This window comes from Streptomyces boluensis (assembly GCF_009908195.1).
Taxonomy (GTDB): domain Bacteria; phylum Actinomycetota; class Actinomycetes; order Streptomycetales; family Streptomycetaceae; genus Streptomyces; species Streptomyces boluensis.
Window position 1 is genome coordinate 1 of the sequence record NZ_JAAAHS010000448.1, and the last position, 5,557, is coordinate 5,557.

At 70.1% G+C, this 5,557-nt stretch carries 5 protein-coding genes; 1 reads left to right on the top strand and 4 read right to left on the bottom strand.

The window, feature by feature from the left end; translation table 11 throughout:
• Positions 1-779, bottom strand: a 779-nt coding sequence (locus GUY60_RS33385) for a hypothetical protein (RefSeq protein ID WP_161704737.1), incomplete at its 3' end; no start/stop codon positions are given.
• 76 nt (positions 780-855) lie between these two features.
• Complete coding sequence (locus GUY60_RS33390) at positions 856-1,767, bottom strand: PASTA domain-containing protein (protein ID WP_161704739.1); 912 nt, start codon at positions 1,765-1,767, stop codon at positions 856-858.
• 904 nt (positions 1,768-2,671) lie between these two features.
• Between GUY60_RS33390 and GUY60_RS33395 the strand changes: the two genes are divergently transcribed.
• A complete protein-coding gene (locus GUY60_RS33395; protein ID WP_161704741.1) occupies positions 2,672-3,946 on the top strand; it encodes a Rossmann-fold NAD(P)-binding domain-containing protein in 1,275 nt (424 codons plus the stop codon).
• An 82-nt stretch (positions 3,947-4,028) separates the two neighbouring features.
• Here GUY60_RS33395 and GUY60_RS33400 read toward each other — a convergent pair whose 3' ends face one another.
• Together GUY60_RS33400 and GUY60_RS33405 are read right to left on the bottom strand one after the other, a co-directional pair.
• On the bottom strand, positions 4,029-4,751 hold the full coding sequence (locus GUY60_RS33400; RefSeq protein WP_161704743.1) for an ABC transporter ATP-binding protein: 723 nt from the start codon (positions 4,749-4,751) through the stop codon (positions 4,029-4,031).
• Complete coding sequence (locus GUY60_RS33405; RefSeq protein ID WP_161704745.1) at positions 4,730-5,527, bottom strand: ABC transporter ATP-binding protein; 798 nt, start codon at positions 5,525-5,527, stop codon at positions 4,730-4,732. The genes GUY60_RS33400 and GUY60_RS33405 overlap by 22 nt, the downstream gene beginning before the upstream one ends.
• Positions 5,528-5,557: the final 30 nt, after the last annotated feature.

The following is a 5,557-nucleotide window of genomic DNA, read 5'->3' on the forward strand; positions in this document are numbered from 1 at the left end:
GGTGGGAGCGCCGCAAGGCCGTCAGCTTGGATCGCCTGTACGCCGCCGGCTTTAGGCCACGGCACCGTCGGGTCGGTGCGCTTCAGCGTCAGCTTGTACGTCTTGTCCAGCAGGGACAGGAGGCTGGTCGCCTCCTCGGCGCACCACTCCATCACCACGCGGCAGCTCTGCAGCGAGGTGTCGCTGTTCCACGCCAGAACGGAGGCGACTTCTTCGCCCATGATGTGGCGCCTCGCGACCTGAACGGCCATGTGGCCGAACACGGGGTTCATTGCCTTCCCGACCTCGACCAGGGCGACCACCGCGGCGTGGTAGGCACCGGGGTCGATCTTGGCTGCTGCCGGGCGGATGTCGCGGGCCAGCGAGTTGAGCATGTTGTTCACGTGCCGTACGGCGTCCTCCCAGTCGCCGATGAACGAGATGTCCTCGGGGCCCTGCTCGCCGTCGTAGAACGCGTCCAGCAGCTCGATGATCCGGTCCCAGTGCGGTAGGTCCGACTCGAAGATGAAGTTCAGGCTGCGCAGCGGACGTCCCGCGGTCTCAACGAACGTCTCGATCAGCTTCGTCTTCGAACCGGTCTGCCGACCGAGATGCCGCAGGTAGGCGGGGAACGTCTTGTGGAGGCGCTTCGCGATCGTGTGCATCGACGAGGCGACAGGCCGGAAGTGCCGCACAGTGGTGGCTATCACGTACGGGTCGGTGCTGGTGGCCAGCGGCTTCAGCACGTTCATCAGCACCTGGATCTGCTGTTCACGGTGGTCGGGCGTGTAGGTGAGCACGGGCTGTCCTTCTGCGAGCGGTCAGGTTGGGGTGGCCCCGCCCCCATACGCGTGAGGGCGGGGCCTGAACGGGTGGTTAGTTCTTGCAGCCGCCGGGCGGGCAGTGCCGGGAGTTGTCGCAGCCGCCGGGCCGGCAACCGCCCGGGTCGTAGCCGTCGCCGCCGCTGCCACCCGAGGACGAGGAGCCGCCGCCGGTGGAGGTGCCGCCGCTGCTGTCGTCCCAGTCGCTGTCGTCTTCCTGCTCGTCGGGGACGCCGTCGTCATCGCCGTCGTGCTTCGGGCTGTCCGGGTCGTTTGCCGGATTCTTGTAGTGCGACGCGCCGTCCTCCGGCGGGCAGTTCTCCCCGGCCTTGACCGCTCCGACCGAGACGACCCGGTCCAGCGTGTCGCCGTCCGTGTTGATCGACTCACCCGCGGCCGGGCTCTGCGTGCACACCTTCCAACTGGCCCCCGGGTTGCGGTAGTCGTCGCTGTAGGCCGTGAGCCACTCGAAGTCGTCCTTGGCAACCCCGGCTGCCAGCATCGCCTTCCTCGCTGCGGCCACGGTCTTGCCCGTCACCTTGGGGAGACCCGGGATGTGCTTGCGGTCCACCTTCGGGCAGGTCGTTCCCTTCGGAACCGCCGACAAGGTGATTCCCTTCTTGAGCACGGTGACGAGCGACGTGCCCACCTTCGGATACTGGAAGCACACCTCCCACGAGCTGGTCGGCATGACATTCGCTCCAGTGGCGTTGGCCAGGACCGGCTCGACGGCCACCTCGTCGAACAGGCCGTAGATGTCGCTGTCGGCCTTTACGACGCTCTTGCCGGTGTAGTCGGGCAGGCTGTAGGGGTCGGTGGCGGTCTTCGACGGCTTCGGCTCCGGCTTGCCGTCGCTGTCGGTGTCGCTGCCGCAGCTGTTCGCGAGGAAAGCGATCACCACGATCCCGCCGATGATCGACGCCCACACCCGATCCTTCTTGTGCATCCTGGTGGGGTTGACGGTCAACTCGCAGTCCTTTCCGTGAGGTTCCCCGTGGCGGGCATCAACATCTTGTTGAACCGGAGTGTCGGCGTCTACCCCACTGGCCCCGGCGGATGTGAAGTAACAGTCATCAGCCGAACCTGCCGTTCGGCGTTGTCCCTGTTCATGTCCGCCAAGCTCCGTCAGGGCAACCGCCGGCGTAGCCGTCACAGCAGGCAGGCACAGGGCGACGGCGCTCTCACCCCGACTCGGCCGCGATACGCAAGGCGAGGACGACCTCCACGACGGGTGCGGGATGCTCGCCGGCAAGGACCTCACGGACCCTGGATGGCGGACACAGTGGTCGGTCCCCGGCCGCGACACCCGTCAGGAGCCCGCCTCCCCCGCCCGGCCGGCACGACTTGACCAGCTACCCGAGGAGTCCTCGTGCTCTGCCGTCGCGCGGGGGAACCGAGTACGAGGCTCTGCCCGTCAAGAGGCTCCTCGGCCAGGGATACGGCGCCGTGGTGACCGGCTATCAGCGCCTGGGACGCCCGGAGTCCACACCTGCATGAACCGCGAGGCGCCGGACCACGCCGTCCTGGACTGCCTCCGGGGCGGCCAGCGCCTGGACGCCGGGCCGCAACGCGCTGCCTCGAGGCACCGGGAAACGGGACATACCCTCCGCAGGAGGCGAGTTGGAACGGGAATGGGATTGGAATGGGATTGGAATGGGATCGGCGATTATGCCCAACTGCCCATACAGCAAGGCGTACTGACTTTCCGTCATCAGCCTCCGCATTCCTGGCGGAACCTCACCTCGAACCCTCACCTTTTCCCTCTCGGCATTGCCTGATCATGATGGGATGGACGGGCACCCCGGGGCGCCCGTGATCAGCCGGGACCGCTGGCAGGGAGTGCCGGAGAGGTACCTGAGGGAGAGCACGGGATGTTTGGTGGCAACATCGCGGTCGTCGGTGGCAGCATCGCGGGCTGCGCGACGGCCCTGGCAGCGTTACGGGGTGGCGCCGAGAAGGTCACCATCCTGGAGCGGGCCGCCGACCGGCTCCAGGAACGAGGGGTGGGCGTGAGCCTGCACCGGGACCGTTACGCCGAGTTGGAAGCCGCCGGGTATGTGGACGCCGACATGCCGTGGAGCCCGATCGACCAGCGCATCTGGACGATGCGTGACGGCGAGTCGGAACTCGGCCGGGCTGTCGGAGTGCAGGACGCCCCGTTCCGCGCGTACTCCTGGGGTTCGCTGTGGAGTGAGCTGCGCCGGCGAGTGCCCGCCGAGGTCGAGTACCGCTCCGGCGTGGGCATCGCGGCTGTGGAGGAGGACGCCGAGGGCGTGACGCTCGACTTCACCGCCGGCGGGCGGGAGCGCTTCGACGTCGTCATCGGCGCCGACGGTTACCGCTCCGTCGTCAGGGACACCATGTTCCCCGGCCTCCGGCCCACGTACGCGGGATACCTCGGCTGGCGCGGCGCCTCGCCGGGTGCGCCCGAGTGCGGCTCCTCGGACCTCGTCTGGACGGATCTGCGTACGGTGGTCTTCCCCGGCGGTCACTGCGTGATCTACCGAATACCGGACGGCGCGGGCGGCATGCGGGTCAACTGGGTGCTTTACACCACCCCGCCCGAGCACCTGGCGCTCCCACTGAATCTGCAGAGCCCCACCTCGCTGCCGCCGGGGAAGCTCAGCACCGAACTCGACGCGTTCGCACGGGATTTGGTGCGCAAGCACTTCCCGCCCTACTGGGCCGAGTGCGTGCTGCGCACCCCGCGCGAGGAGTCCTTCATCCAGCCCATCTACGACCTCGAGGTGCCGCACTACGCCCGCGGCCGACTCGCCCTCGCCGGGGACGCCGCCACCGTCGCCCGGCCGCACACCGGCGGCGGGGCGGTCAAGGCACTGCAGGATGCCCTGATCCTGGAGCAGGCCTGGCGGGCACATGACGACTGGGCGGCGGCCGGCGCGGCGTACGACGCCGGTCGGACCGCGCTTGGCGCCTCGATGGTCGACCTGGGCCGCACGTTCGGACAGGCCCAGGTCGTCGACACTCCGGACTGGGAGACCATGCGCACCTCGGACTTCGATGCCTGGTGGAAGGGGCAGATCGGCGGCCCGGAGCGCAACAGCGGCTTCGGCGGCCACGCACTCCAGAAGGACAGCCTGGAGAAGGACGGCCCGGAGAAGGACAGTCTGAAGAAGGGCAGTTGACCGTGCGGCGAGGCTGAGCGTAGGTGAGGACTAGGGCGCGCCACCGGGTGCCGGGCTCGACGCAGCCGGTGGCGCGGCCCGGTCACTCCGTGGGCGCCAGGGCGAGAGTCCGGTGCAGGGCGGCCGGATCGGCGCGGACCTCGTCGCCGTCGAACCGGGCAGCGACCGCACCCGAGGTGAGGACCGTGACCGTGTCCGCGCAGGCGCGGGCGAGTGCCGCGCTCGGCGACATGAGCAGCGAGGCGACTCCCTCGTCGGCGAGCGCACGGATCAGCTCCTGGATCTGCTCGACGATCACTGGCGCGAGGCCCTCCGTCGGCTCGTCGAGCAGCAGGACGCGCGGGCTGCCGAGCAGCGCCCTGGCCAGGGCCAGCATCTGCTGCTCGCCGCCGGAGAGTTGCGAGCCCCGGTTGGTCCGGCGCTCGGCGAGGCGGGGCAGCAGACCGAGGACCTGTTCCGGCGTCCAGGCGGTGCCCCGGCGTCCTGCCTTCGCGCGCGGCCGGTGGGCAAGGCGCAGGTGCTCGGCGACAGTCAGTCCGGCGAAGACCCGGCGGCCCTGCGGGACCAACCCGACGCCCGCACGGGCCACTTGGTGTGCCCGCCGGCCCGTCAGGTCGACGGCGTCCAGGCGGACCGTCCCCGAAGTGGGGCGCAGCAGCCCTGCGACGGTGTGGACGAGCGTGCTCTTGCCCGCTCCGTTGTGCCCGACGACGGCGTGCACGGTTCCGGGCGGCACCTCGAGGTCGACGCCGTGCAGCACGGTGCCGCCGTGGTAACCCGCGGTCAGCCCGCTGATGCGGAGCATGGGCCGCTCCCCTTTCCCCGGTGGTCAACTCCCCGTCCTGGGTGGTCGGTTGCCGTTCCCAGGTAGGCCTCGCGCACGTCCGGGTGGTTGAGGGCCACGTCGGTGGGGGCCGTGAGCAGGGCCTTGCCGTCCTTGAGCACGGTGACGGTGTCGGCCAGGTGCGTGACCACCCCGGTGTGGTGTTCGACGAGGAGCATGGCGACATCCCCGGAGAGCTGCCCGAGTACGTCGAGCAGCCGCCCGATGTCACGGTCGGTGAGTCCGGCGGCCGGCTCGTCGAGGAGCAGCAGGCGCGGGCGGCAGACCAGGGCCGCCGCGAGATCGAGCAGTCCGCGCCGGCCGTGCGACAGCTCGGAGGCCAGGCGGTGCGCCATGTCGCCCAGACCCACGGCCGCGAGCTGCTCGCGCGCGGCCGGGACACGGTCGCGCCGGGGGTGGTGGCTCCAGGCGGCCAGGACGATGTTGTCGAGCACCGTCAACTCTCCGATGACGGCGGGCTGTTGGAAACTCCGCGCGATTCCGTACCGCGCCCGGCGGGCAGGCCCGGTACGGGTGAGGTCGCGCCCGCCGAGCACGATCGTGCCGCGGTCGGGTCGTTCCGTGCCCGCGATCAGGTGGAGCAGGGTGGTCTTGCCCGCGCCGTTGGGTCCGATGACGGCGTGCCGGGCCCTGGCGGGCAGCCGCAGGCCGACACCGTCCAGTGCCGTCACGCTGCCGTACCGCCGGGTCAGCCCGTCCAGGACGAGAACCGGGGGCGAGGGGTCGCGGTCGGTCATGAGACGGTCTCCCGGGACGGGGCCGGGGCC

Coding starts and splice junctions, on each gene's coding strand:
- GUY60_RS33400 (WP_161704743.1), bottom strand. CDS start 4,751: ATGCTCCGCATCAGCGGGCTGACCGCGGGTTACCACGGCGGCACCGTG.
- GUY60_RS33395 (WP_161704741.1), top strand. CDS start 2,672: ATGTTTGGTGGCAACATCGCGGTCGTCGGTGGCAGCATCGCGGGCTGC.
- GUY60_RS33405 (WP_161704745.1), bottom strand. CDS start 5,527: ATGACCGACCGCGACCCCTCGCCCCCGGTTCTCGTCCTGGACGGGCTG.